The following is a 24,025-nucleotide window of genomic DNA, read 5'->3' as shown; positions in this document are numbered from 1 at the left end:
TGGGGACTAGATCCCCTTGAAGGGTCGTTCGAGACCAGGACGTTGATAGGTCAGGTGTGTAAGCGCAGTAATGCGTTCAGCTAACTGATACTAATTGCCCGTAAGGCTTGATCCTATAACAAGTCTGCCTTGTAGATCGGCGCCGTGCGACAGCACCGGCCGCAAGATCCAAGCGACAAGTTGGATTCTCGTGTGTGATACACACAACTTAAAATTACTGCTTCTTCCAAGATTGGTTGTGCTGCGAAGTCAGCACAACAACCCTCTTTGCCTGATGACCATAGCGAGTCGGTCCCACCCCTTCCCATCCCGAACAGGACCGTGAAACGACTCTACGCCGATGATAGTGCGGATTCCCGTGTGAAAGTAGGTAATCGTCAGGCTCCCTAAGCCAGAAACCCCCGCCCGAACAGGCGGGGGTTTTTGCATTTCGGCGACGGAAATGCACGTGCGCGGCCACGTGAATGCGGCCGAAACCGAGATGGCCAATGATCTGGAATTTGGCATCTGCCGGGCTCGAGCAATCGGCCCGCCAGACACCTCTCGAATCCCCCCGGCACGTCCTTCTACGGATCACGTCAATCCATCCTCAGTCAGCGCCCGGTCGATGTCGCTACACCAGGCGGCAATGTCTGATGGCCGATGATGGGCGAAATTCGTCGACAATAATCGATAAATACCGCTTCTGGTGAAAAAAGCCCCGCTTCATCTACCCATTTTCGACTCGCCCCGTCGAATTGATCGTGTGCGCCCGTTGGCGAATACATCACGAACTCGTCATAAAAATCTATGCGCATAAAGTCCATTTTCGCGACATGCGTTGCAGAGCGGAGAGCAGGCCCTTCGGGGTAATATCGCCATTCGTCCCGATCGGCTGCGCTCGTCCGCATCCGCTGGCGATCGGGGTCTCCCGCATTCCGTTTCCTGCATCGTTCATGACTGACAGCCCTGCTCAAGGTGGTCGGACGACCGACTTCTTGCCGTATCTCGTGGCCGCAACGTTCTTCATGGAGTACCTCGATACGACCGTAATCGCGACCGCGCTGCCGCAGATGGCACGCTCGTTTGGCGTCGGGCCGAACGCGCTGAGCCTCGGGATGACGGCCTACATGCTGGCGCTGGCCGTATTCATCCCGATCAGCGGCTGGATCGCGGACCGCTATGGATCGCGCACGGTATTCGCGAGTGCGATCGTCGTCTTCACCGGTGCGTCCGTGCTGTGCGGGCTGTCCGACGGCGTCGGGACGTTCACGGCTGCGCGGTTGCTGCAGGGCGTCGGCGGGGCGATGATGGTCCCGGTCGGACGGATGATCGTCGTGCGCAGCACCGAGAAGGCCAAGCTGATGCGTGCGATCGCGACGATCACGTGGCCGGGCATCGTCGCGCCTGTGGTCGGGCCGCCGATCGGCGGCTTCATCACGACCTATGCGTCATGGCGCTGGATCTTCCTGCTGAACGTTCCGTTCGGCATTGCCGCGCTCGTCTGTACCTGGCTGATCGTCCGGAATACGCGGGCCGACGAACAACGGCCGCTCGACTGGGTTGGATTCGTGCTGGCCGGCGGCGCCTTGACTTGTCTGCTGATCGGCACCGAGGCGGCTGGGCAGCAGGATGTCGACTTCACGCGTGCGGGCGTCCTGGTGGGTGCAAGCGTGCTGTTCGGCCTGGCCGCATGGCTGCATGCACGACGTCACGCACATCCGCTGCTCGATTTCACGACGCTGAAGGTGCCGACATTCTCGGTGACGGTGATCACCGGTTCGGTCACGCGGATGGCGATCAATGCCGTGCCGTACCTGCTGCCGCTGCTGTTCCAGATCGGCTTCGGGCTGTCGCCGTTCCAGTCCGGCCTGCTGCTGCTCGCGAGCGCGCTCGGCAATCTGGGCATGAAGGCGGGAACGTCGTGGATTCTCGACCGATACGGCTTCCGGCGCGTTGCACTCGTCGACGTGACGATCGTCGGCGTCTTCACGATCGCGTGCGGTTGGCTGACCGCGTCGACGCCGCTGGCGATCACGCTGCTCGTCGTATTCGTCTACGGGCTGACGCGGTCGATGCAGTTCACGACGCTCGCGACGCTTGCCTATGCGGATATCCCGGCTCATCAGACGAGCGCGGCCAGCACGCTGTGGAGCGCCGCGCAGCAGATGACGATCGGGATGGGGATCGCGTTCGGTGCGTTGTCGCTGCGGGTCGCGGCGTTGGCGCGCGGCGATGCGGCCGGCATGCATTACGTGCTCGACGACTTCCGCTGGGCATTCGTCGCGGCAGGCGTGCTCGCACTGTTGACGTTGCCGGGCTATGCGCGGCTGGCCTCGGACGCAGGCGACCGGCTGCGGGCGAACGTGGCGCGAGGATAGGCCCGGACTTCAAGTCGCATTGCGTTGCGACAGGTGAGCATGCCGGTTCCCCGTCGTTCACCTCGAGTGCCGATTCGTCATGGCTGAGATGGCCTGACGGTTATCACAATCGATCGTCTGTCGCCGAGGGTGAGTGAGCGGACCGAGGAGCAATGCTGGATCGTGACGCGGGCGGCAGGGTAACGCGGATAGCCGGGTAACGCTGCACATCGCACGCATTTACGCCGCCGAAATGCAAAAGCCCGCGCCGGATCGGGCGGGGCCTGGCTTGGCGGCGCAGGGCAATGGCGCGCGGCGTGTCCGGTTTGAATCCGGTGTGTGACGATCGGCACGCCCTCATCAGCGTCATCCCGATTCTTGCTACTGCGCGTCGTGAAAGATGAGGCCCAACGTGTGACGGTGGCCGCTGCGAATCCGGCTCACGCCGTGGCGCAGGTTGACGCGATAGACGCCGCGCGTCCCCTGCACGGGCCGGCCATGCACGGCGAAAATCACCGCGTCGCCTTGCATCAACGGCACCACTTCCGCGCGTGATTGCATGCGCGGCCGCTGTTCCGTCAGCACGAATTCCCCACCCGTGAAATCGCGGCCCGGCGCCGACAGCAGGATCGCGACCTGCAGCGGAAACACGTGCTCGCCATAGAGATCCTGATGGAGACAGTTGTAGTCGTCGGGACCGTATTGCAGGATCAGCGGCGTCGGTCGCGTCTGTCCTGCCGAGTGGCAGCGATCGAGGAAGGTCGTAGAGTCTTTCGGATAGCGGACGTCGATCCCGAGTGCCTGGTTCCAGCGATTCGCGATCGGCGCGAGATGCGGGTAGAGCGTCGCGCGCAGTTCGGCGATGACCGCTGGCAGCGGATACGCAAAATACTTGTATTCGCCGCGACCGAACCCGTGCCGCGCCATCACCACGCGTGAACGATAAAGTGCATCCCGCGGATACAGCGCCGCGAGCGCATCGCACTCGTCCGTCGAAATCAGGCCCGGCACATGCGCGCATCCGTACCGATCGAGTTCGGCGCCGACAGTCGGCCAGTCGAGGGTGTCGACGCGTCGAGCGATGTCCGGCGATGCGATGGCAGGTTGCAGATCGGCGATGTTCACGGGCGTCCCTCGGTTCGTCAGCGATGTGGCGCCGGGTCGCGCGAAACGCCCGGAAGCATTGCGTGCATGGTTGCGGCCACGGAGAAAGTCGACGAACCCAGTCTAACGACGTTCGTGTGCGGATGCGCTCCAGATCTTGCGCTTCAATTCGGAACGAGGAGGGGACGGCATGGTGCGCGCACGGACATTCGAACGCTGCGGCGGATCGGTGCGGAGAGGCGCGGAGGCGAGCGGTGAATCTTCCACGACAGGCGGCCGGCTGATACCGGCCACCCGTCGCAACCCGAATCAAGCCAGCGACCGGAACAACCAGTAGAGCCCGCCGGCAAGCGCGATCGACGCCGGCAGCGTCAGCACCCACGCGAGCACGAGGCTGCGCACCGTGCTCCATTGCAGTCCGGAGCCGTTCGCCGCCATCGTGCCCGCGACACCCGACGACAATACGTGGGTCGTCGACACGGGCAGGCCGTACACGTCGGCGGCGCCGATCGTCAGCATCGCGACGAGTTCGGCCGATGCGCCCTGTCCATACGTCAGATGCTGCTTGCCGATTTTTTCGCCGACGGTCACGACGATCCGCTTCCAGCCGACCATCGTGCCGAGGCCCAGCGCGATCGCGACGGCGACCTTCACCCAGGTCGGAATGAACTTGGTCGCGTGGTCGAGCTGCTTGCGATAGTTGTCGATCGCGAGCTTGTCGTCGGCGGCGAACGCGGGCTGACCGGACTTCTCGATCAGGCGGATGGCTTCGGAGACGAGATACATCGTGTTGCGCACGTTGTCGACGTCGCGCTGCGGCACGGCCGCCATCGAGCCCGACGCGCCGACCGCGGTCGCGAGCGACGTCGACAGTTGCTGCACGGCCGGCAGCACGGCGGGCGTCAGTTCGCGATGCTGAACGTAGTGCTCGACGTCGGCGCGCGGGTTCGCGGACGGCGCGACGCCGTTCGTGTACTTGCCGAACGTCGCGGCCGCCTGGTTCGCGACCGCCACGAAGGTTTGCGATTCGGCCGGCGTGACGGCCTTGTTCAGCGCATACGCGGTCGGCACCGTGCCGATCAGGATCAGCATGATGAGGCCCATCCCTTTCTGTCCGTCGTTCGACCCGTGTGCGAACGACACGCCCGTGCAGGTCAGGATCAGCAGGCAGCGAATCCAGAACGGCGGCGGCTGATCCTTCGGCGGCTCCTTGTACAGCTCGGGAATCCGCACGAGCGCTTTCAGCACGAGCAGCAGCAGCGCCGCGCACAGGAAGCCGACGATCGGCGAGACCAGCAGCGACTTGCCGACGCCGAGCGCCTGGCCCCAGTCGACGCCGCTCGTGCCGGACGGCCCGTGCATCAGCTGGTTCATCAGCCCGACGCCGATGATCGACCCGATCAGCGTATGCGAGCTCGACGAGGGCAACCCGAAATACCAGGTCGCGAGGTTCCACACGATCGCGGCGATCAGCAGCGCGAACACCATCGCGAAGCCCGCGCCGCTGCCGACCTGCAGGATCAGCTCGACGGGCAGCAACTGCAGGATCCCGAACGCGACGGCGCCGCTCGAGACCATCACGCCGAGGAAGTTCCACATGCCCGACCAGATCACCGCGACGTTCGGCGTCAGCGAATGCGTATAGATCACGGTGGCGACCGCATTCGCGGTGTCGTGGAAGCCGTTGACGAATTCGAAGCCGAGCGCGATCAGCAATGCCGCGCCGAGCAACAGGTACGGAAACAGCGAGCCTTCGCGGACCGGCGACAGATCGTCGAACAGGTGCGTGCCGATATAGAGGGCGCCGAGCACGAGCACCAGCAGGAACACGGCATAGCCGATCTGCCTGGTACGTTCGATGGAGCCGGCGTTGTTCGGGGCGGACGAAGCAGGTTGATTCATGACGGCATCTCGTGAGGGAACCGCGTCCGATCCTAGCGGTGACCAGCAGTCAGTTTGATGACAGTCGGGACCACGAACGGCGTGTCTTACGGGATGTAAGCTGATTGGCCGAATGCTCGGCGCTGCGTCGCCCTGATCGCTCACATAGTGGGCGCAACGGTGGTTGACGCACCGGCATCGCGTCGGTCGTCATCCGGCGCGACCCATGACCAGCCGTCCGGCGAAGCGGCGAATGTCGTGCATGACAGCGGCGAGATGTCGAGACGCGCGGCCGCCGCCGGATCCATCCGCAGCACATGCGCGAGGGCCGCACGGACGAGCGGCGCGTGCGTGATCGCGATCACGTCGCGACCGGGCGGCAGCGCGTTCAACCATGTGCCGACCCGATGCGCGGCGGCTGCGAACGATTCGCCGCCGTGCGGCGAGGCGGACGGATCGCCGATCCACGCGGCAAGTTCGCCCGGCAGATCGCGTGCGAGGTCGCTCAGGCGCTTGCCGCGCCAGTTGCCGTAGTCGATGTCGCGCAGCGCGTCGTCGACGTCGGCGCGCAGCCCGAGCGCATGGGCGGTCTGCCGCGCACAGCATGCGGGGCTGCACAGCACGACGAGCGATCCGCCGGCGCGTGACCACCGGCCGCGCCACGCGGCAGCTTCGGCGAGCCCGCGCGCGTCGAGCGGATCGTCGTCGGGGAACGTGCCGGTGCGCATCGCCCGGGTCGATGCGTGTGCGATCAGGCGCAGCGAGGCATGCAGGGTCATGTCGGTGGTCGGATGATCCGGAACGGGACGTGATTGTCACCGCGCGATCACTTCAATACGCGCCCGTTCGCGCGTACAATTCGCCCGATACGAAACGCGGAAGCCGGTGCAATTCCGGCGCGGTCGCGCCACTGTAACCGGAGAATCGACGATCCCGGAAGCCAGACCTGCCTTCGTACCCATCCATCATTTGTCGGGGCGCGATTCCCCTGAGGTGCATCCATGAGCGAAGCAGTGCTGAAGCCGGCGGTCGTGCCGGCCCCCATCCCCGTCCGTGAACTGTTGCCCTGGGCCGTATTCGTCGGCCTGATCCTGTTGCTCGCCCTGTATTTCGTCGGCGCGGAACAAGGCGCGACGTCGCTCGTGCCGGGCATGTATGTCCACGAGTTCGTCCACGATGGCCGCCATCTGCTCGGCTTTCCCTGCCACTGACGCGGAGCACACGATGGTCGGAAAGCTGCTCATGCGCGGGATGCTCGCAGGCATCGCCGCGGGCCTCATCACGTTCGGTTTCGCGAAAATCGTCGGCGAACCGCAAGTCGATCGGGCGATCTCCCTTGAAGAAAAACTCGATGCCGCCAAGGGCGACGAGCCCGGGCACGATCACGATCACGAGGTCGAACTGGTCAGCCGCCACACCCAGGCCGGTCTCGGCCTGCTGACGGGCGTCGTGACCTATGGCGCGGCTTTCGGCGGACTGTTCTCGCTGGTCTTTGCCTATGCGTACGGGCGCGGCGGCCGCCTGCCGGCACGGCAGCTCGCCGCGTGGCTCGCGCTGGCGGCGTTCATCGCCCTCGTGATCGTGCCGAACATCAAGTACCCGGCCAATCCGCCGGCGGTCGGCGACCCCGATACGATCGGCCAGCGCACGGGCCTGTTCTTCCTGATGATCGCGGTCTCGATCGCGACGATGGTGTTCTCGGTCGGCGTGCGCCGCCACCTGCTGGCGAAGCTCGGTCAATGGAACGCGTCGATCGTCGCGGGCCTCGTGTTCGTCGCGATCATCGCGGCCGTGCAGCTGGGGTTGCCGTCGTTCGACGAGGTACCGGCCGCATTCCCGGCTGCCGTGCTGTGGAAGTTCCGCGTCGCCGCGCTCGGGATGCAGGCGATCATGTGGACGACGATCGGCCTGCTGTTCGGCGCCTGGGTCGAACGCAGCGAACGCATCGCGATGCGCGCCGCCTGACGCGCATGCCGGACGAGCGCGCCTAGCGCAGCATGCGCGGCGCGCTCCACGTCGATTCGCGCGCCAGCGCGACGAACGCGGCCAGATAGTCGATCGATGCATCCGCCTCGCGGATGCCGAGGAAGATCTGCTTCGCGATTCCCTTCTTGCCGAGCTTGACCGGCACGACCGGCATCCGGTCGGCGTACTCGTCGGCCAGCCATCTCGGCAGCGCGGCCACGCCGCGCCCGCTCGCCACCATCTGCAGCATGATGTCGGTCGTCTCGATCGACTTGTGCCGCCTCGGCACGATGCCGGCCGGCGTCAGGAACTGGTTGTAGATGTCGAGCCGGTCGGTTTCGACCGGGTACGTGATCAGGATCTCGTCGGTCAGCTGCTCGGGCGTGACGTAGTCGGCGTTCGCGAACCGGTGCGAGTCGGCGACCACCAGCACCTGCTCGTAATCGAACACGGGATCGAAGCGCAACCCCGGCTTGTTCAACGGGTCGGGTGTCACGAGCACGTCGACGTCATGGCCGAACAGCGCGCCGATGCCGCCGAACTGGAAGCGCTGCTTCACGTCCACGTCGACGTCGGGCCAGCGCGACAGGTACGGCGACACGACCTTCAGCAGCCACTGGTAGCACGGGTGGCATTCCATCCCGATGCGCAGCGTGCCGCGCTCGCCCTTCGCGTACTGCTTCATCCGCTCCTCGGCGAGTTCGAACTGCGGCAGCAGCCGGTTCGCCAGTTTCAGCAGGTAGTGCCCGCCCTGCGTGAGCCGCAGGCCGCGGCCTTCGCGGTCCCAGATCGGCGTGCCGAGCTGCTGCTCGATCTTCCGGACGGTATGGCTGAGCGCCGATTGCGTGAGGTGCAGCGCATTGGCGGCCGCGGTCAGCGAGCCCTGGCGCTCGACTTCACGAATGACGACGAGATGGAATCGTTCCAGCATGGATGGGGGTCACGCAATGAATACATGAACAACTTTAATGGATGAATGAAATAATGCCATTTTATTTCATGTGTTGAAATCCCTATGATGGCTGCCGGATCTTCAATTTTTCTCTGGACGGCAGCTTCATGGTCACGACACACAATCTCGGTTTCCCGCGCATCGGCGCGAAGCGCGAACTCAAGTTCGGTCTCGAGCGCTACTGGAAGGGCGAATCGTCGCGCGACGCGCTGAAGGCGCTCGGCGCCGAGCTGCGCCGGCGCCACTGGCACGACCAGCGCGACCTGGACCTGGCGCCGATCGGCGATTTCTCGTTCTACGACCAGGTGCTCGACATGAGCTTCACGCTCGGCAATCTGCCGAAGCGCGTGCAGGACTTCCACGGTGACGCGCTCGACAACGCCTTCCGCGTCGCGCGCGGCCGGTCGGCGCAATCGGCTGAAGAACACGCGGCGTGCTGCGGCGGCGTCGCGGCCGGTGAAATGACGAAGTGGTTCGATACGAACTACCACTACATCGTCCCGGAATTCCACGCCGACACGAACTTCTCGCTCGATCCGTCGCGCCTGCTGCAGCAACTGGCCGAGGCGACCGCGCAGGGCGTGAACGCGAAGCCGGTGATCCTCGGCCCCGTCACGTACCTGTGGCTCGGCAAGGCGAAGGACGATTCCGATCGCCTCGCGCTGCTGCCGAAGCTGCTGCCCGTGTACGGCGCGCTGCTCGACACGCTGACCGCGCAGGGCGTCGAATGGGTGCAGATCGACGAGCCGATTCTCGTGACCGAACTCGATGCCGAATGGCGCCAGGCCTTCCGCACCGCCTACGCGGTGCTGGAAACGCGCCGCATCAAGCTGCTGCTCGCGACGTACTTCGGCCAGCTTCAGGACAACCTGACGCTCGCGGCGTCGCTGCCGGTCGACGGCCTGCATGTCGACGCGATCAACGCCCGCGCCGAAATCGACGCGCTGGTTCGTGAGCTGCCGGCCGAACGCGTGCTGTCGGTGGGCGCGATCAACGGCCGCAACATCTGGAAGACGGACCTGAATGCGACGCTCGACTGGCTCGAGCCGCTCGCGAAGCAGCTCGGCGATCGCCTGTGGCTCGCGCCGTCGTGCTCGCTGCTGCACGTGCCGGTCGATCTCGCGAGCGAGGACAAGCTCGATGCGGAAATCCGTTCGTGGCTCGCGTTCGCGCTGCAGAAGCTCGATGAGCTGAAGGTGCTCGCGACCGCGCTGAACGAGGGCCGCGACAAGGTGGCCGGGGCGCTCGCCGCGAACGCCGCCGCGATCGCTTCGCGCCGCCGCTCGCCGCGTGTGAACAACCCGGCGGTGAAGGCCGCGATCGCGCGTATCGATGCGCAGCTCGGCAACCGCGCGAGCCCGTATCCGCAGCGTGCGTCGAAGCAGTCGGCGCGCCTGAACCTGCCGGCTTTCCCGACGACGACGATCGGTTCGTTCCCGCAGACCGCCGAAATCCGCCACGCGCGCAGCCGGTTCAAGGCCGGCGCGCTGGACGAAGCCGGCTACCGCACGGCGATGCAGGCCGAGATCGAACGCAGCGTCCGCGAACAGGAATCGCTCGAACTCGACGTGCTCGTGCACGGCGAAGCCGAACGCAACGACATGGTCGAATACTTCGGCGAGCAGCTCGACGGTTATGCATTCAGCCAGTTCGGCTGGGTGCAGTCGTACGGGTCGCGCTGCGTGAAGCCGCCGATTCTGTTCGGCGACATCAGCCGCCCGAAGGCGATGACGGTCGAATGGATCACGTACGCGCAGTCGCTGACGGACAAGCCGATGAAGGGCATGCTGACCGGCCCCGTGACGATCCTCAACTGGTCGTTCGTGCGCGACGACCAGCCGCGCTCGGTGTCGTGCTACCAGCTCGCGCTCGCGATCCGCGCAGAAGTGCTCGATCTCGAGAAGGCCGGCGTGCGCGTGATCCAGATCGACGAGGCCGCGCTGCGCGAAGGGCTGCCGCTGCGCCGCGCGCAGTGGGGCGAATACCTGAAGTGGGCGGTCGAGTCGTTCCGCATCACCGCGAACGGCGTGCGGGACGATACGCAGATCCACACGCACATGTGCTATTCGGAGTTCAACGACATCATCGCGTCGATCGCCGACATGGATGCGGACGTGATCACGATCGAGACGTCGCGCTCGGACATGGAGCTGCTCGACGCGTTCGACGATTTCAGGTATCCGAACGAAATCGGGCCGGGCGTGTACGACATCCATTCGCCGAACATCCCGACGCAGGATCATATCGTCGGGTTGATGAAGAAGGCGGCCGAACGGATTCCGGCGGAACGCCTGTGGGTGAACCCGGATTGCGGGCTGAAAACGCGGCAGTGGGCGGAGGTGATTCCGGCGCTGACGAACATGGTCGCCGCCGCGAAGACGTTGCGCGCCCAGGCGCGGTAACGTAGCGCATGCTGCGCGCTTGCCGCCGGGATCGATGACCCGGCAGGCAACCTGCGCGCCGCGATGCGCCGCGCGCGCCGTCACGCGTGTTCGTGACGGGGCGTGTCGGCGAGCGTTTCGGGAGACCGTGCGTCGGCGATCACGCGTCGTTCGCGTTCGAGATCGAGCGAACGCGACAGCACCGCATACACGGCACCCGCGACGGCCAGCCCGACGAGCCATGCGATATCGACGCCACCCAGCATGCGTGCGAACGGGCCGACGAAGACCTCGCGGTTCGCTTCGGCATCGAAGATGGAGAAGAACGGCACCATCGCGGCGAAGCCGGCCAGGTACGCGACGATGCCGCGCGGCTGCCACGCGCCGTAGAGTCCGTCCGGCGTGAAGAAGTGCGCGATCGCGTAGCGGCCGCGCCGCACGAAGAAGTAATCGACGAGGTTCACCGCGGTCCACGGCACGAGGAAGTAGAGCATCAGCGTCAGGAACGTCTGCAGCAGTGCGATGCCGTTGCCGCGGATCGCGAACACGCAGGCGAGCACGAACGTGCTGATCGCGACGATCGACGCGACGCGCGCGCGGCGTGTCGGCCGGATCGGCACGATCGAATCGGCGGCGGTCAGGACGGTCAGCATCGCGCTGTATGCATTGAGCGCGATGATCGGCAGGAAGCCGACCAGCGACACGATCGCGATCAGCTTGCCGAGGCCCGGCACCAGCGACGAGCCGACGTCGTTCATCGCGACCAGCGCATCGGCCGCGTGCAGCTTCTGCGCGAGCCATGCGCCGAGGCCGATCATCCAGGTGCCCGACAGCGACGCGCCGGCGAAGATCACGGCGATCAGCTTCGCGCGGCTCGTGTGCTTCGGCAGATAGCGCGAATAGTCCGACACGTACGGCGCATAGGAGATGTTGTAGCTCGCGGCAATCGCGAACTGTGTCGCGAAGGCGATCCCGTTGAAGCCCGGCGCGGCCGGCGCAACGGCGGCATGGGGCGGCGCCGCATGGCCGAACACGAGCGCGAGCGTGACGAGCGCATAGAGCGGCAGCGTCGCGATCAGCGCCCACGTGAAGGTCCGGTGCATCAGGTCGTGGCCGTAGATCGCGAGCAGTGCGCCGGTTACCACGGCCGCGACGGCGACGAAGCCGCCGTCGATTCCGAATACGCTGTGCACGCCGTCGACCATCAGCGATACGTTGACGACATTGAAGCCGATGAACACGAACAGCGTCGCGAGCAGCGCGACGATCACGCCGCGATAACCGAATTGCGCGCGCGACTGGATCATCTGCGGCAGGCCCATCTCCGGCCCCTGCGAGCCGTGGAACGCCATGAAGATCGTGCCGAACATGATGCCGAGCGCGCCCGCAAGCGTCGTCCAGCCCGCCGACAGGCCCATGCCCGGCCCGACGAAGCCGATCGAGATCGTGAAGAAATGGAAGTTGCCGAGAAACCAGAACGGGCCCTGGCTGGCGAGCTTCGCATGGCGTTCGTGTTCGGGGATGTAGTCGATCGAATGGTGCTCGATCGTGAGGCCGGCCGGTTCGGCGCGGCCGACATCGAGGGTGTCGGGGCGGTTCATGACGGCAATGTCTCCAGGGTCGCGCGGTCGTTCGATGCGACCGCGTGCGCGTGCCTGCCGCGACGCCGTTGCGGCAGGCAATCAAGGGCGGGGAAAGCAGCGGGCGGTGCGACGCGCCGCCCGATGAAAAACGGGCAGGCGAAGCGCCTGCCCGTCGTGCGGACGCTACGCGGTGCGCGCGCCGCGCGGCAGCGCCGCGTTCGTCTTGCCGGGCGCGCCGACATCGTCGATGCCGACGCGGCGCGAGATCAGCCACACGCACAGCGACGACAGCACGGCCGCACTCGTGTACTGGAGCGCCAGCGGCCACCATTGCGGCGCGGTGTTCTGCGCGATGATGGTCGCCACGAGCGGCGTGAGGCCGCCGGCGAGCGCGCCGCACACCTGGTACGCGATCGAGATCGCCGTGTAGCGGATCCGCGCGACGAAGATGCCGCTGACGAAGCCCGCGACGACCGCGTAGTAGCCCGATTCCGCCAGCGTCGCGAGGCCGACGCCGACCGTGATCGACAGCGGCGTGCCCATGTGCACGAGCGGCAGCATCACGAACGGGACGAGCGCGGCCCATGCGCCGGTGATCAGCAGCACGCGCGTGGTGCCGAAGCGTTGCGCGAGGAATGCGGCCGCGAGCTGCACGACGAACTGCAGCACCGCGACGATCGTCATGCAATGCAGCACCATCGACCGGTCGAGCGACAGGAACTGCGTCGCATAGCTGATCATGAAGATGTTGCTGAAATACACGCCGGCGATGCCGTATACGTTCGCACCGATCGCGAGCAGCAGCAACGGCCAGTACTTGAGCGCCTCGCGCAGCGGTTGTTGCGCGATGTTGCCGCTCTTCCTGACCTCCTCGAACTCGGGCGACTCGGACACGCTCGCGCGGATCACGAAGCCGACGATCAGCAGGACGGAACTTGCGAGGAACGGCACGCGCCAGCCCCAGCTCATCATGTCGTCCCTCGACAGCGTGCTGATCGCGCCGAACGCGAGCATCGACAGGATCAGGCCGCTGGCGCTGCCGAGCTGCGCGAACGACGCGAAGAACGTGCGCTTGCCTTCGGGCGCGTGCTCGCCGGCGAGCAGCACCGCGCCGCCCCATTCGCCGCCGACCGCGATGCCTTGCAGCACGCGCATCAGCACGAGCAGGACCGGCGCGATCACGCCGGCTTGCGCGTGGGTCGGCAGCAGGCCGATCGCGACAGTCGACACGGCCATCAGCATCAGCGTCGCAAGCAGCGAGCGCTTGCGGCCGAAGCGGTCGCCGAGATAGCCGAACATCACGCCGCCGAGCGGCCGTGCGAAGAAACCGACCGCGAACGAGCCGAACGACGCGAGCAGGCTGATGAAGCGGTTTTCGCCGGGAAAGAACAGCGGCCCGAACACGATGGCGGCGGCGGTCGCGTAGCTATAGAAGTCGTACCACTCGATCGTGGTGCCGACGAACGAAGCGAGCGCCGCCCGCTTCGGTTGCTTGACGGAAGTCCCCATCTTTATATGTGCTCCTCTGGAATCCTCTGATTTGGAAATGGGGGGGGGCGGGATCAGTCCCGGTACGCGACGCCCGGCAGCACGCACAGCAGCTCGTACGCGAGGTTCGCGCCGAGCAGCGCCGTGGTGCCGAACGGGTCGTACGGCGGCGCGACTTCGACGAGGTCGCAGCCGACGATGTTCAGCCCCTTCGCGCCGCGGATGATCTCGAGCGCCTGCGGCACCGTGAGGCCGGCGATTTCCGGCGTGCCGGTGCCCGGTGCGTAGGCCGGGTCGATGCCGTCGATGTCGAAGCTGATGTAGACGGGCGTGTCGCCGACGCGGGCGCGCACTTCTTCCATCAGCGGCGCAAGCGACTTGTTCCAGCATGCCTCGGCCTGGACGACGCGGAAACCCTGCTCGCGGCACCAGTCGAAATCCTCGGCCGCGTAGCCGGTGCCGCGCAGGCCGATCTGCGTGACCTTGTCGCCGTGCAGCAGGCCTTCCTCGACCGCGCGGCGGAACGGGGTGCCGTGCGCGATCTTTTCGCCCATCATCGTGTCGTTCACGTCGGCGTGCGCATCGACGTGGATCAATGCAACCTTGCCGTGCTTGCGGTGGATCGCGCGCAGGATCGGCAGCGCGATCGTGTGGTCGCCGCCGAGCGTGATCGGCTTGCAGTCGTGCTCGAGGATCGCGTCGTACGCGGCTTCGATGCGCGCGATCGAATCGTGCAGGTTGTACGGGTTGATCGCGACGTCGCCGATATCGGCCACCTGCAGCGAATCGAACGGCGCGGCGCGCGTGGCCATGTTGTACGGGCGCAGCAGCACGGATTCGGTGCGGATCTGGCGCGGGCCGAAGCGTGCGCCGGTGCGGTTGGACGTGCCGAGATCGAACGGCACGCCGACGAAACAGGCGTCGAGGCCTTCGGCGCTCGCCACGTGCGGCAGGCGCATCATCGTCGCGATACCGCCGCAGCGCGGCATTTCATTGCCGCCGAGCGGCTGGAAATGGGGGTGGTCGTTCATGGCTGTCTCTTCCGGTGTGGGGTTGCCGTATCATGCGACGCGGCCTGGCGCACAGTTTTACGCGCTCCGCCGGGAAAGAAGAATGCGAAGATATCGACGTAAACATCGATTTTCATCGATGTATGGAAGGGGATGAACGTGCTGGGGAATCTGTCGACCCTCGATCTGCGGTTGATCCGCGTGTTTCTCGCGGTCACGGACGCGGGCGGCGTATCGGCCGCGCAGGCCGTGCTGAACGTCGGGCAGTCGACGATCAGCGCGCAGCTGTCGTCGCTCGAGACGCGGCTCGGCTACCGGCTCTGCGAGCGCGGCCGCAGCGGTTTCCGCCTCACGCCGAAGGGCGAGCGGTTCCACGCGATGAGCCGCAAGCTGCTCGCGGCGCTCGACGAATTCGGGATGGCCGCGCGGCACATGGACCGCCAGCTGGTCGGCACGCTGAACATCGGCCTGATCGGCCATACGCCGGTGAGCCAGAATGCGCGGATCGCGGAGGCGATCGCCGCGTTCCGCACGCGCGACGAAGCCGTGCGTTTCTCGATTTCGGTGCGCGCGCCGGGCGATCTCGAGGAGAAGCTGCTGAGCGACGAGATCCAGATCGCGGTCGGCTACTTCTGGCACCGCGTGCCGTCGCTGCACTACACGCCGCTGTTCATCGAGCGCCAGGTCGCCTATTGCGGGCGCGGTCATCCGCTGTTCGACGGGGCCGGCATGCTGACGCCGGCCGACGTCGCGGGCTTCGAATGGGCGTGGCGCTCGTATCCGCTGCCGGAGGCGCAGTTGTCGACCACGCCCGACCGCGTGACCGCGACGGCCGACAACATGGAAGCCGTCGCGCTGCTGATCCTGTCCGGCCACCACCTCGGCTACCTGCCGCAACACTTCGCGGCGCCGTACGTCGCGCAGGGGCTGCTTGCCCCGCTCAATCCGGAGGCGTTGCGCTACGACGTGACGTTCCACATGGTCGTCGCGCGCAACGGGCGCGGGAATCCGCTGGTCGAGGCGTTTCTCGAGGATCTCGAACGCGCGCATCAGGCGCCCGACGCGGCATGACGCCGCGGGCGCCAACCATGTGAACCAGCGTTACGCCGGGGCGGCTGGCGCAGCCGCGCCTCACGGTACCGGCAAGCCCGCGTCGTGCTTCACCTCGCGTAGCGACAGCGCCGACTCGATCGAGGTCACGCCCGGCAGCATCCTCAGCGAGTCGCGCAGGAACGTGCCGTAGTCGTCGAGGTCGCGCGCGACCACCTGCAGCAGGTAGTCGGCCGTGCCCGCGACGTTGTGGCACGCGAGGATCCGCTCGATGCCGAGCACTTCCCGTTCGAACCGGTCGGCGACCTTGCGGTCGTGCGTCGCGAACCGCACGAGCACGAACGCGACGACGCCGAAGCCGAGCGCCTGCCGCGACAGCTGCGCGCGGTAGCGCTCGATGTAGCCGTCGCTTTCGAGCCGCTTGAGGCGCCGCGCGCAGGGCGTCTCGGACAGGCCGACGGATTCGGCGAGGCGGGCGATCGGCATGCGGCCGTCGCGCTGCACCGCGGCGAGGATGGCGCGGTCGGTTTTGTCGAGCTCGGTCATGTTGGCGGAATCCTTGTATCGATTTCGTAATTGTGGCGGATTCCCCCAAGGATCGCCAATCCAGAGCCAAAGATGGCCAATAATCTCTCCTTCTTCAGCGGCAACATATCGTCATTGAAGGACGGGGCAGACCATGATTTCCACGCATTTGCTGTTGATTTATCTCGCCGCGCTGGCCGCCATTTATGCGGTGCCGGGGCCGGACATGGCGCTCGTGCTGCAGACCAGCATCGGCCGTGGCGTGCGGCCCGGGATGGCGGCGGCAGCCGGGCTGTCGCTCGCGCGCACCGCGCACGTGACGCTGTCGGCCTGCGGCGTCGCGGCGCTGATCCGCGGCGCACCGTGGCTGTACGAGGTGATCCGCTATGGCGGCGCGTTGTATCTCGCGTATGTGGCGATCCAGGTGTTCCGCTCGCCGGTGTTCGCGCTCGGCGACGGCGATGCGGCGACGGCCGGCGAGCTGCGGCAGTCATTCGTGAAGGGGCTGCTGACGAACCTGCTGAACCCGAAGGCGCTGCTGTTCTGCTCGGTGCTGCTGCCGCAGTTCGTGCGACCCGAGGCCGGGCCGGTCGTCTGGCAGATGTTCGAGCTCGGCGCGCTGCTGGTCGCGGCCGGCGTGTGCTTCGACCTCGCGTGCGTGTTCGGCGCGTCGCGCATCGCGGCGTGGATGCGTGCGCATCCGCTCGCACAGACCGTGCAGCGCTGGACGTTTTCGGCGGCACTGATCGGATTCGCGCTGCGCCTTTCAATGGACTGAACGAGGCCCGCGCCGTTGCCGCGCAGCCCGACTGGCCGCGCGCAATGCCGGCCTTCGCGCGCGTGCCTTGCTGCAGAAGGGGGGACGCGCAAATCGTCTGACTGTTCTAAACTTCCTCTAACTTCGCGCAAGCGCGAATCGACTGACCGAACGGAACCGACTTCCGCCGGCTGTGTCCGATTTCCTGGCTGTTCCGTGCAACGCGGTACCAAGGAGGGTCTGAACATGGCAAGGCATCTTCACGCCGACCGTGAACCCCGAATCGTCGCCGAGTCCAAATGTCTCGGCGCGTGCGATCCGGCAGAACGCATCCACGTCACGATCATGTTGCGGCGGCAGGAAGAAGGGCAACTCGATACGTTGGTCCACCAGCTCGCCACCGGCGACGCACAGGCGAAGCCGCTGTCGCGCGAAGCGTTCGCGCAGCGTTTCTCCGCCAATCCCGACGACATTCGCAAGACCGAGGATTTCGCGCATCGTCATCAGCTGACGGTCGATCGCGTCGATCCGGTCGAGAGCGTCGTCGTGCTGTCCGGGACGATCGCACAGTTCGAAACCGCATTCGGCGTGAAGCTCGAACGATTCGAGCATCGGTCGATCGGCCAGTATCGCGGCCGCTCGGGCCCGATCGCGCTACCCGACGATCTCGGCGACGCCGTCACGGCCGTGCTCGGCCTCGACAGCCGCCCGCAGGCGCGGCCGCATTTCCGGTTTCGTCCGCCGTTCAAGCCTGCGCGCGGTGCCGCGGGCGTGACGTTTACGCCGGTCCAGCTGGCGTCGCTGTACGATTTTCCGGCCGGTGACGGCGCCGGCCAATGTATCGCGATCATCGAACTCGGCGGCGGCTATCGCGCGGCCGACATCCAGCAATATTTCCACGGGCTCGGGCTCAAGACGCCGCCGACGCTCGTCGACGTGAACGTCGGCGCCGGCCGCAATGCGCCGACCGGCGACCCGAACGGCCCGGACGGCGAAGTCGCGCTCGACATCGAGATCGCCGGCGCGATCGCGCCCGCCGCGACACTCGCCATCTACTTCGCGCCGAACAGCGACGCGGGTTTCATCCAGGCCGTGAACGCGGCCGTGACCGACAAGACCAACCAACCTTCCGTGATCTCGATCAGCTGGGGCGGCCCGGAAGCCATCTGGCAGGCGCAGTCGGCGCAGGCGTTCAACCGCGTGCTGCAGGCGGCCGCCGCGCAGGGCATCACCGTGTGCGCGGCGTCGGGCGACAGCGGCTCGGGCGACGGGCTGCAGGACGGCACCGATCACGTCGATTTCCCCGCGTCGAGCCCGTACGTGCTCGGCTGCGGCGGCACGCAGCTCGATGCGCTGCCGGGGCAGGGCATCCGCAGCGAGGTCACGTGGAACGACGAGGCGGCCGGCGGCGGCGCGGGCGGCGGCGGCGTCAGCACGCTGTTCGACGTGCCGGCGTGGCAGCAGGGGCTTGCCGTGACGCTCGCCGACGGCAGCCGCACGCCGCTCGCGAAACGCGGCGTGCCCGACGTGGCCGGCGATGCGTCGCCGCAGACGGGCTACGAGGTATCGGTCGCGGGCACCGCCGCGGTGATGGGCGGCACGAGCGCGGTCGCACCGCTGTGGGCCGCGCTGATCGCACGGATCAATGCGGCGGCCGGCGCGTCGGCCGGCTGGGTCAATCCGGTGCTGTACAAGCATCCGGGCGCGCTGCGCGACATCACGAAAGGATCGAACGGCACCTATGCGGCCGCTTCGGGCTGGGACGCGTGCACGGGGCTCGGCAGCCCGAACGGCGCGCAGCTCGCCGCGATCCTCGCGCGCAAGCCGTCGAGCTGACGCGCGGGCCCACGCCTTTCCGTTCGACGCGGGTGTCCTGCCCGCGTCTTTTTTCACCTCCAGGAGCAGCACGATGGGCATCGATTCCGCATCTTCCGGCGGCGTGTATCCGCTGCATCACGGCGACCACAATTCGCATGGCGTGCCGCCGACCGTCAACCCGGTCGCGCTGAGCCACGGCCGCGACCAGCCGTTCTTCGACCCGGTCGCGTACGGCAACGGCCCCGACGACTCGGTGACCGACACGACCGAGGCGGCCGCGATCACGCATCACACCATCCTGATCGACGGCAAGCGCATCGCGTACACGGCGACGGCCGGCCATCTCGTGACGGTCGACCCGAGCAGTTCGCAGCCGGCCGCGAAGCTTTTCTACGTGGCGTTCACGGCCGACGGCGCGAAGGAAGAAACGCGCCCGGTGACGTTCTTCTATAACGGCGGCCCCGGTTCGTCGTCGGTGTTCGTGCTGCTCGGCTCGTTCGCGCCGAAGCGCATCAAGACGTCGATGCCGGGTTTCACGCCGCCCGCGCCGTACCAGATCGAAGACAACCCGGACAGCATGATCGACCACAGCGACCTGGTGTTCATCAATCCGGTCGGCACCGGCTATTCGGCGGCCGTCGCGCCGAACAAGAACCGCAATTTCTGGGGCGTCGACCAGGATGCGGATTCGCTGAAGCAGTTCATCAAGCGCTACCTGACGAAGAACAACCGCTGGAATTCGCCGAAGTACCTGTTCGGCGAATCGTACGGCACAGCGCGCAGCTGCGTGCTCGCGTACAAGCTGCACGAGGACGGCGTCGACCTGAACGGCGTCACGCTGCAGTCGTCGATCCTCGACTACCGGCAGGCCGGCAACCCGGTCGGCGCGCTGCCGACCGCCGCGGCCGACGCGTGGTATCACAAGAAGCTTGGCGTCAAGCCCGCACCGACCGATCTCGGCGCGTTCGTCGAGGAGGTCGCGCAGTTCGCGCGCACCGACTACCTGAAGGCGCTGCGCACGCTTCCGCATGCGGATCCGGCGGCCGTGCAGAAACTGTCGCAATACACGGGCATCGATGCGGCGACGCTGCAATCGTGGAGCCTCGATATCGCCGGCTACGACACGCGCGGCAATTCGCTGTTCCTGACGACGCTGTTGCATGCGCAGGGGCTCGCGCTCGGTTCGTACGACGGCCGCGTGACCGGAATCTCGTCGGGCATCGCCGGCAAGATCGATCCGAATTCGGGCGGCAACGATCCGACGATGACGGCCGTGACGGGCGTCTATACGGCGATGTGGAACAGCTACCTGAACGAGCAACTGAAGTTCACGTCGAATTCCGCGTTCACCGACCTGAACGACCAGGCGTTCCGGAACTGGGACTTCGGCCACATCGACCCGACCGGCACGCAGCAGGGCATCGATGCGCAGGGGAACGTGATTCTCTATACGGCCGGCGATCTCGCCGCGGTGATGGCGCTGAACGTCGACCTGAAGGTGCTGTCGGCGAACGGCTTGTACGATTTCGTCACGCCGTTCTACCAGACCGTGATCGACCTGCAGCAGATGCCGCTGGAGGACCCGAAGGTGCGGCAGAACCTGTCGGCGCGGTTCTATCCGTCGGGTCACATGGTGTATCTCGACGGCGGCTCGCGCACCGCGCTCAAGCGCGACCTCGCGACGATGTACGACGCGACGGTCAGCGATACGGGCGCGCGGCTGCGGATTCGCGCGTTGCAGGCGAAGAAGGCGGGCGGGCACGCATAGCGCTGCCCGTGGTGGGCGTGCCGCGCGCGGCCTCGACGGCTCGCGCGCGGTATGTCGGTTGCGGCGGCCGGCTTACGCGGGCCGCCAGTCGAACGGCGTGTACGGCAGCGCGCGCTTGTGGCGCGAACCGTCGAAGAAGCGCAGCACCGTTTCGTACACGCGGTCTTCGACCGGCTTGCCCTCGAGGAAATCGTCGATCTCGTCGTAGGTCACGCCGTACGCGTGCTCGTCGGGCCGCAGCGGACGCAGTTCCTCGAGGTCGGCCGTCGGCACCTTCATCACGATCGTTTCCTCGCCGCCGAGCGCACGCGCGACCGCGCGCACGCGCCGTTTGCTCAGGCCCGCGAGCGGCAGGACGTCCGCGCCGCCGTCGCCGAACTTCGTGAAGAAACCCATCAGCGACTCGGCCGCATGGTCGGTACCGATCACGATGCCGCGCCGTGCGCCGGCCACCGCGTACTGCGCGATCATGCGTTCGCGCGCCTTGATGTTGCCGTGCACGAAATCCTGCTGCGCCGGCGTGTCGAATGCGTGGCCGGATGCGACCAGCGAGCGCAGCATCGCATCCGCGGCCGGCTTCACGTCGACCGTCAGCACCTCGTCCGCGCGCACGAACGCGAGCGCGCGCTGGGCATCGGCTTCGTCGTTCTGCACGCCGTTCGGCAAGCGCATCGCGATGAAGCGCGCATCGTAGCCGTCGGCGCGCAGGCGCTCGACCGACAGTTGCGCGAGCCGGCCGGCCGTCGACGAATCGACGCCGCCGCTGATACCGAGCACGTAGGACCGCAGGCCGGTCGAACGAAGATAGTGCGCGAGGAAATCGATGCGGCGGTCGATCTCGGCCTCGGCGTCGAAGTGCGGGGCAACGTTCAGTTCGGCAATGATCGCGCGCTGGCGGCTGGCGTAATCGGCGGATGTCATGAAGAAAGTTCCGGAACGAAATGCAAGGCGCCCATCATAAGCGCAATCGCGGCGCGGTGCCGCGCCGGGCGTGCGTTCCGGAGGCTTCGCGTTGCTTCGGCGAGACGTACTGCGTCGCCGTGGTGCACAGTGCGCCGGGCGGGTGCGGGATGCCGGGCGAACGGCGTGCGCGCTCGCCCCGCCGACGGGATGCGCGCCGGATGGCCGGCGTCAGCGCCGCGCGAGCACGACGCCCACCAGCGCGAGCGCGAAGCCGGCGAGCTGGATCGCCGCGAGCGTTTCGCCGAACAGCCAGTAGCCTTGCAGCGCGGCCAGCGGCGGCGCGAGGAACAGCAGCGACGTCGCGCGCGCCGCGTTGCCGCGGCGCAGCATCCACATCAGCATCGTGACCGCGCCGCCGGACAGGAACACGACGCCCCACACCAGCGACACCCATAGCGCCGGCGCGCCGATCCAGCGGGTTTCGTGAAGCAGCGCGACGAAGCCGGTCGCGACGATCGCCGCGCCGAAATTCTGCACGGCCACCGCCGTGCGCAGGTCGCTCTGCGCGAGCTTGCCTTTCTGGTACAGCGAGCCGGCCGTGATCGATCCGACCGCCAGCACCGATACGGCGACGACCAGCCACTCGGGCGCCGCACCCGGCGGCGACGCGACGCCGCCCGCGACCTTCGGCGCCAGCACGAGCGCGACGCCGACGAGCCCGAGCGCCATCCCGAGCCAGCCGCGCGCGGGCAGGCGCTCGTTGAACAGCGGGACCGCGAGCACGGCGGTGGCGAGCGGCTGCAGCGCGCCGAGCAACGCCATGACGCCCGCGTTCAACCCTTGCGCGACGGCCCAGTAGCTGGCGCCCAGATAGACGCCCTGCAGCAGCGCGCCCGCGATCAGATGGCGCGGCCATTCGCGGCGGGCCGGCCACGGTGCGCGCGCGGCGAGCGCCACGACGCCGAACAGCGCGGCCGTTCCGGCGAAGCGCGCGAGCAGGAACAGGTTGGGATCGGCGTAGGGCTTGATGGCCCGCGCGACGATGAAGCCGGTGGACCACAGCGCGACGAACGCGGCGGCGACGATCGAGGTAAGCATGCGTGACGGGCCACGAGCTGGCCGGACAGAATCGGAAAGTCGGCCAGTATCGGGGGAAGCGGGGCCGGCGTCTTGTCGAATCCTGCACTCATGCCGGGCGAGGCGTGGCCGTGCCGGTCGTCAACGTGCGCCGGGTTTGCGGCGCGGAAAGGGAGGGGGCCGCGCGGCGCGATGCGGCGCGGCCGGGCGTGAAGCCGCGGCGATCGGCCGGATCAGTCGATCGAGAACGTGTCGAGCGGCTGGTTGGCGCGCGCATCCGTCGCGAAGCGCGCGGCGAGCTGTTCATAGAGCCGGCGTGCCTCGTCGAGCGTCAGGTCGATCCAGTACGGATCGCCGGCCGCGTCGTTGAGGCGTTCGGGCGGAAACTGGATTTCGATCACACTGCCTTTGCGATACATGGCGCGAGCCCCTTTGCTTGATCCGTCATTCGGCGAAACGCAGAGTGTAGCAACCGGCGTCGCGCCGATTCGCGCGCATGAGGCAATACAGAATTTCGCTTTCGGGAAACGCGGCCGGCCGCGTTTCCCGCCGCCGTCAAATGCCGGTCAAACGGCCGTAATACAATGGCCGGCTCACCCATTACAGTCGCCTCGGGCGCACACGCGATGCTGGCGGAACAACGTCATCAATACATCCTGTCGGAGCTCGGACGGTCGGGCGCGCTGTCGGTCGCGGAACTCGTCCGTTCGCTCGACGTGTCGCGCGAGACGGTAAGGCGCGACCTGAATGCGCTGGCCGCGCGCGGCCTGCTCGTGATGACGCACGGCGGCGCGCTGGCCGCCGATCGCCGCGAGCCGAGCCTGTCCGAGCGCGAAGCCGCGAATGCCGAAGCGAAGCGCACGATCGGGCGGCGCGCGGCCGAATTCGTGCCCGACGATGCATCGGTGCTGATCGATTCGGGCAGCACGCCGCATGCGGTCGCGCTCGCGCTCACCGACCGGCACCGGTTGTCGATCTACACGAACGACTGGCGTACCGCGTTCGTGCTCGCGCGGCGCAACGGCAACCGCGTGACGCTGCTCGGCGGCGAGCTGTCCGACGACGAGGATGCGACCTTCGGGCTCGACACGATCCACCAGCTCGCGCAATACCACGTCGATTTCGCGTTCGTCGGCGCCGGCGGCATCACGCCCGACGGCGAATGTACCGACTACTCGCGGCTCGCGGCCGAGGTGCGCAGCCGGATGATCGCGGCGGCCGGCACGGCGATCATCGTCGCCGACCATTCGAAATTCGGCCGCGTGACGCCGGTGCGCATCAACGGCACGGCCGCCGCCCGCTATCTCGTGACCGAGCGCGCGCCCGACAAGGCCGTGCGCCGTGCGCTGACCGCGCGCGGAATCGAACTGCTCGTGTGCGACTGACGCGCGTCCGACATACAAGGTTCATCGAAGCGTCATTCC

The 24,025-nt window shown here is 66.9% G+C and carries 21 protein-coding genes, 2 rRNA genes and 1 riboswitch; of the genes, 11 read left to right on the top strand and 12 right to left on the bottom strand.

Annotated elements, in window-relative coordinates:
• Both G3N62_RS16310 and rrf read left to right on the top strand, forming a co-directional pair.
• Nucleotides 1–115, top strand: a 23S ribosomal RNA gene (locus G3N62_RS16310); the annotation flags it as partial.
• Nucleotides 116–270: 155 nt separating this feature from the next.
• Nucleotides 271–383, top strand: a 5S ribosomal RNA gene (gene rrf / locus G3N62_RS16305).
• 210 nt (nucleotides 384–593) lie between these two features.
• On the opposite strand, the gene G3N62_RS16300 is transcribed toward rrf, so the two are convergent.
• Nucleotides 594–806 carry a hypothetical protein gene (locus G3N62_RS16300; protein ID WP_206141257.1) on the bottom strand — a complete coding sequence of 71 codons (213 nt, stop codon included), beginning with the start codon at nucleotides 804–806 and terminating at the stop codon, nucleotides 594–596.
• Nucleotides 807–935: 129 nt separating this feature from the next.
• Between G3N62_RS16300 and G3N62_RS16295 the strand changes: the two genes are divergently transcribed.
• Nucleotides 936–2,360, top strand: a complete 1,425-nt coding sequence (locus G3N62_RS16295; protein ID WP_034190629.1) for a DHA2 family efflux MFS transporter permease subunit — start codon at nucleotides 936–938, stop codon at nucleotides 2,358–2,360.
• A gap of 360 nt (nucleotides 2,361–2,720) precedes the next feature.
• On the opposite strand, the gene G3N62_RS16290 is transcribed toward G3N62_RS16295, so the two are convergent.
• From G3N62_RS16290 to G3N62_RS16280, 3 genes are all read right to left on the bottom strand, one after another.
• Complete coding sequence (locus G3N62_RS16290) at nucleotides 2,721–3,464, bottom strand: 2OG-Fe(II) oxygenase (RefSeq protein ID WP_034190628.1); 744 nt, start codon at nucleotides 3,462–3,464, stop codon at nucleotides 2,721–2,723.
• 288 nt (nucleotides 3,465–3,752) lie between these two features.
• Entirely contained in the window at nucleotides 3,753–5,345 is a 1,593-nt protein-coding gene (locus G3N62_RS16285) for an inorganic phosphate transporter (RefSeq protein WP_034190627.1), read from the bottom strand.
• A gap of 140 nt (nucleotides 5,346–5,485) precedes the next feature.
• Nucleotides 5,486–6,103, bottom strand: a complete 618-nt coding sequence (locus G3N62_RS16280) for a histidine phosphatase family protein (protein WP_124671074.1) — start codon at nucleotides 6,101–6,103, stop codon at nucleotides 5,486–5,488.
• 50 nt (nucleotides 6,104–6,153) lie between these two features.
• Nucleotides 6,154–6,293, top strand: a riboswitch (cobalamin riboswitch).
• A gap of 32 nt (nucleotides 6,294–6,325) precedes the next feature.
• Here G3N62_RS16280 and G3N62_RS16275 point away from each other — a divergent pair.
• Both G3N62_RS16275 and G3N62_RS16270 read left to right on the top strand, forming a co-directional pair.
• Complete coding sequence (locus G3N62_RS16275; RefSeq protein ID WP_006488502.1) at nucleotides 6,326–6,535, top strand: CbtB-domain containing protein; 210 nt, start codon at nucleotides 6,326–6,328, stop codon at nucleotides 6,533–6,535.
• A 13-nt stretch (nucleotides 6,536–6,548) separates the two neighbouring features.
• Nucleotides 6,549–7,289 (top strand): CbtA family protein, encoded by a 741-nt coding sequence (locus tag G3N62_RS16270; RefSeq protein WP_049028252.1) that lies wholly within the window; start codon nucleotides 6,549–6,551, stop codon nucleotides 7,287–7,289.
• 22 nt (nucleotides 7,290–7,311) lie between these two features.
• Here the strand turns inward: G3N62_RS16270 and G3N62_RS16265 are convergent, their stop codons facing one another.
• Nucleotides 7,312–8,220, bottom strand: coding sequence for a LysR family transcriptional regulator (locus G3N62_RS16265; protein ID WP_034190624.1), 909 nt, complete (start codon nucleotides 8,218–8,220; stop codon nucleotides 7,312–7,314).
• A gap of 128 nt (nucleotides 8,221–8,348) precedes the next feature.
• On the opposite strand from G3N62_RS16265, the gene metE reads away from it, so the two are divergent.
• Nucleotides 8,349–10,643, top strand: a complete 2,295-nt coding sequence (gene metE, locus G3N62_RS16260) for a 5-methyltetrahydropteroyltriglutamate--homocysteine S-methyltransferase (protein ID WP_124671073.1) — start codon at nucleotides 8,349–8,351, stop codon at nucleotides 10,641–10,643.
• Nucleotides 10,644–10,723: 80 nt separating this feature from the next.
• On the opposite strand, the gene G3N62_RS16255 is transcribed toward metE, so the two are convergent.
• From G3N62_RS16255 to speB, 3 genes are all read right to left on the bottom strand, one after another.
• A complete protein-coding gene (locus G3N62_RS16255) occupies nucleotides 10,724–12,223 on the bottom strand; it encodes a cytosine permease (RefSeq protein ID WP_124671072.1) in 1,500 nt (499 codons plus the stop codon).
• Between the two features lie 165 nt (nucleotides 12,224–12,388).
• Nucleotides 12,389–13,714 carry an MFS transporter gene (locus G3N62_RS16250; protein ID WP_124671071.1) on the bottom strand — a complete coding sequence of 442 codons (1,326 nt, stop codon included), beginning with the start codon at nucleotides 13,712–13,714 and terminating at the stop codon, nucleotides 12,389–12,391.
• Nucleotides 13,715–13,767: 53 nt separating this feature from the next.
• Nucleotides 13,768–14,724 carry an agmatinase gene (gene speB, locus G3N62_RS16245; RefSeq protein ID WP_059557429.1) on the bottom strand — a complete coding sequence of 319 codons (957 nt, stop codon included), beginning with the start codon at nucleotides 14,722–14,724 and terminating at the stop codon, nucleotides 13,768–13,770.
• Between the two features lie 132 nt (nucleotides 14,725–14,856).
• Between speB and G3N62_RS16240 the strand changes: the two genes are divergently transcribed.
• Complete coding sequence (locus G3N62_RS16240) at nucleotides 14,857–15,774, top strand: LysR family transcriptional regulator (protein ID WP_233623175.1); 918 nt, start codon at nucleotides 14,857–14,859, stop codon at nucleotides 15,772–15,774.
• 60 nt (nucleotides 15,775–15,834) lie between these two features.
• Here the strand turns inward: G3N62_RS16240 and G3N62_RS16235 are convergent, their stop codons facing one another.
• Nucleotides 15,835–16,299: an Lrp/AsnC family transcriptional regulator gene (locus G3N62_RS16235; RefSeq protein WP_034180918.1), complete on the bottom strand. Its 465-nt coding sequence runs from the start codon at nucleotides 16,297–16,299 to the stop codon at nucleotides 15,835–15,837.
• Nucleotides 16,300–16,432: 133 nt separating this feature from the next.
• Here G3N62_RS16235 and G3N62_RS16230 point away from each other — a divergent pair, with 133 nt between their 5' ends.
• The 3 genes from G3N62_RS16230 (at nucleotide 16,433) to G3N62_RS16220 (ending at nucleotide 20,621) form a co-directional block, all read left to right on the top strand.
• A complete protein-coding gene (locus tag G3N62_RS16230; protein WP_049029964.1) occupies nucleotides 16,433–17,056 on the top strand; it encodes a LysE family translocator in 624 nt (207 codons plus the stop codon).
• Nucleotides 17,057–17,281: 225 nt separating this feature from the next.
• Nucleotides 17,282–18,871, top strand: a complete 1,590-nt coding sequence (locus G3N62_RS16225; RefSeq protein WP_124671070.1) for a S53 family peptidase — start codon at nucleotides 17,282–17,284, stop codon at nucleotides 18,869–18,871.
• 73 nt (nucleotides 18,872–18,944) lie between these two features.
• Nucleotides 18,945–20,621: a peptidase S1 gene (locus tag G3N62_RS16220; RefSeq protein WP_124671069.1), complete on the top strand. Its 1,677-nt coding sequence runs from the start codon at nucleotides 18,945–18,947 to the stop codon at nucleotides 20,619–20,621.
• Nucleotides 20,622–20,693: 72 nt separating this feature from the next.
• Here G3N62_RS16220 and nadE read toward each other — a convergent pair whose 3' ends face one another.
• The 3 genes from nadE to G3N62_RS16205 all read right to left on the bottom strand — a co-directional run bounded on the left by nadE (nucleotide 20,694) and on the right by G3N62_RS16205 (nucleotide 23,020).
• The gene (gene nadE, locus G3N62_RS16215) at nucleotides 20,694–21,542 is read right to left on the bottom strand and encodes an ammonia-dependent NAD(+) synthetase (RefSeq protein WP_034190616.1); all 849 of its coding nucleotides are present in this window, start codon (nucleotides 21,540–21,542) and stop codon (nucleotides 20,694–20,696) included.
• Between the two features lie 210 nt (nucleotides 21,543–21,752).
• Nucleotides 21,753–22,622 (bottom strand): DMT family transporter, encoded by an 870-nt coding sequence (locus G3N62_RS16210; protein WP_059557433.1) that lies wholly within the window; start codon nucleotides 22,620–22,622, stop codon nucleotides 21,753–21,755.
• A 212-nt stretch (nucleotides 22,623–22,834) separates the two neighbouring features.
• The gene (locus G3N62_RS16205; RefSeq protein ID WP_006480515.1) at nucleotides 22,835–23,020 is read right to left on the bottom strand and encodes a hypothetical protein; all 186 of its coding nucleotides are present in this window, start codon (nucleotides 23,018–23,020) and stop codon (nucleotides 22,835–22,837) included.
• A 207-nt stretch (nucleotides 23,021–23,227) separates the two neighbouring features.
• On the opposite strand from G3N62_RS16205, the gene G3N62_RS16200 reads away from it, so the two are divergent.
• Nucleotides 23,228–23,986: a DeoR/GlpR family DNA-binding transcription regulator gene (locus G3N62_RS16200; protein ID WP_034190614.1), complete on the top strand. Its 759-nt coding sequence runs from the start codon at nucleotides 23,228–23,230 to the stop codon at nucleotides 23,984–23,986.
• The last annotated feature ends 39 nt before the right edge of the window (nucleotides 23,987–24,025 follow it).

The sequence above is a fragment of the Burkholderia sp. Tr-20355 genome (assembly GCF_017104685.1).
GTDB classification, from domain to species: Bacteria; Pseudomonadota; Gammaproteobacteria; order Burkholderiales; family Burkholderiaceae; genus Burkholderia; species Burkholderia seminalis.
This window is presented reverse-complemented; position numbering and strand designations above follow the sequence as displayed.